Here is a 1,673-nt window from a genome sequence, read left to right as displayed (position 1 = left end):
GGACACTCAGAGGCTGATCTTGCTGCAGTGCGCATTAACGTCAGGTTTCGGGAAGCCGCAGTGCAGCAGCTGATGGAGGTCGACCGTCGGCTTTGGGCCGCAAGGGATCGTGCGTCCGGGGCGGCGGTGTGAGGGCCGTTCCGGACGACCTGCTCGCCGCCGTTCATGATAACAATGCACGCCGGGAGACGTTCAGGACCAGGTGGGATGTCTTCATCGACTATTCCGCCGCCATGGCGGGAACGGAGGCAACGGCGATCAGCGCGGCGATCTCGGGACGGCAGGCGCCGCATCCGGTGCCCGCACAGGTCGCGGCGGCGACCGCCGCCACGTCGCGGGCGCCCGCGTCGATGGCGGCGGCGATGCGGTTGCGGCCGACCCCCATGCAGGCGCAGAGGATCGGGCCCGCGTCCGGCTGATCCGCCCCGGCGCGCGGGGCAAGGCTCGACAGCGCGACCGGTGTGCCGATGCGGGCGATGACGCTGTCGCGGGAAAGCGTCACCGGCTCGGCGCACGCGAACAGCAGCGCGCGCACGCGGCCCCCGGAGACAAGGCACAGGGTGGTCAGGCCGCGGGCGGGGTCGTCGCAGCGGATCAGCTCGGCATCCGGCAGGGCGAAGAGGGCGCGGGCCATAGACTCGGCGTCCTCGTGGGGCGGGGCCAATGCGGCCAGTTCCGCGGCCTGCCCGGTTTCGGTTGCCCGCCTTGCCCAATAGGGCGTCGCCGGGGTGAAGGCGCGCTCACTGGCGGCAAAGGCGAACCAGCGGGCGTTCCAAGGGGCAAGCGCCACCGCCGCGGCCTTGGATTCGGGCTGGCCCGAGACGGGGTCCAGAGCCGCTGGGACCAGCGCGTCGATGCGGCCGCTGGGGGCCGTCTCGCCCGACCAGTGCATCGGCGCGAAAAGCTGGCCGCGCGCTATCCGGTCGGTGACGACCACCCGCAGGATCGCACGGCCGGACCCGCTGCTGACCTCGGCCAGCGAGAAGGGGGCAAGGCCAAGCCGCAGCGCATCGGCGGGATGGACCTCGACAAAGGGCTCGCCCACATGGCGGTTCAGCCGGGGGGCGCGGGCGGTGCGGGTCATGCTGTGCCACTGGTCGCGGATGCGGCCCGTGTTCAGGCGGAACGGGCGGTCCGGCGCAAGCGCACCTGCCGGTGGGCGGGCGGTCACGGCGACCATGCGCCCGCGCCTGTCCGGGGTCAGGAACCGCCCGTCGGCGAAGAAGCGGCCGCCCCGACGGGTGGCGGTGAAGGGCCAGCGGAACGGCTCCATCGCCTCGTATTCGGCCTCAGACATCCCGGCCTTGCCCGAGATGTCGAAGTCGCGCCCGAGCCGGCCGGCAATGCCCGACAGCGCCGCGTGCTCGCGGAAGATTGCGGCCGGCCCGTCCCAGTCGAAGCCCGCAAAGCCCATCCGCTGCGCGACCTGCGCCAGCGCCCACCAGTCGGGCCGCGCCTGCCCCGGCGGCGGCAGGGCGGCGCGCTGGCGGCTGATCGTGCGGTCCGAATTGGTGACGGTGCCCGACTTTTCGGCCCAGGCGGCGGCGGGCAGCAGGACATGGGCCAGCCGCGCGGTGTCAGTCGCGCCGGTCACGTCGCTGACCACCACGAAATCGCAGTCGGCGATGGCGGCGCGGACCGCGTCTGCCTCGGGCAGGGTGACGGCGGGGTTC

General features: G+C 73.0%; 1 protein-coding gene. It reads right to left on the bottom strand.

Going from position 1 to position 1,673, the window contains the following annotated elements; all coding sequences use genetic code 11:
- Positions 1 to 220 precede the first annotated feature (220 nt).
- A partial coding sequence (locus Q4F04_RS15665; RefSeq protein ID WP_303370716.1) for a molybdopterin dinucleotide binding domain-containing protein occupies positions 221 to 1,673 on the bottom strand: 1,453 nt, incomplete at its 5' end.

The organism is Paracoccus sp. (in: a-proteobacteria), assembly GCF_030536915.1.
Taxonomy (GTDB): domain Bacteria; phylum Pseudomonadota; class Alphaproteobacteria; order Rhodobacterales; family Rhodobacteraceae; genus Paracoccus.
This window is presented reverse-complemented; position numbering and strand designations above follow the sequence as displayed.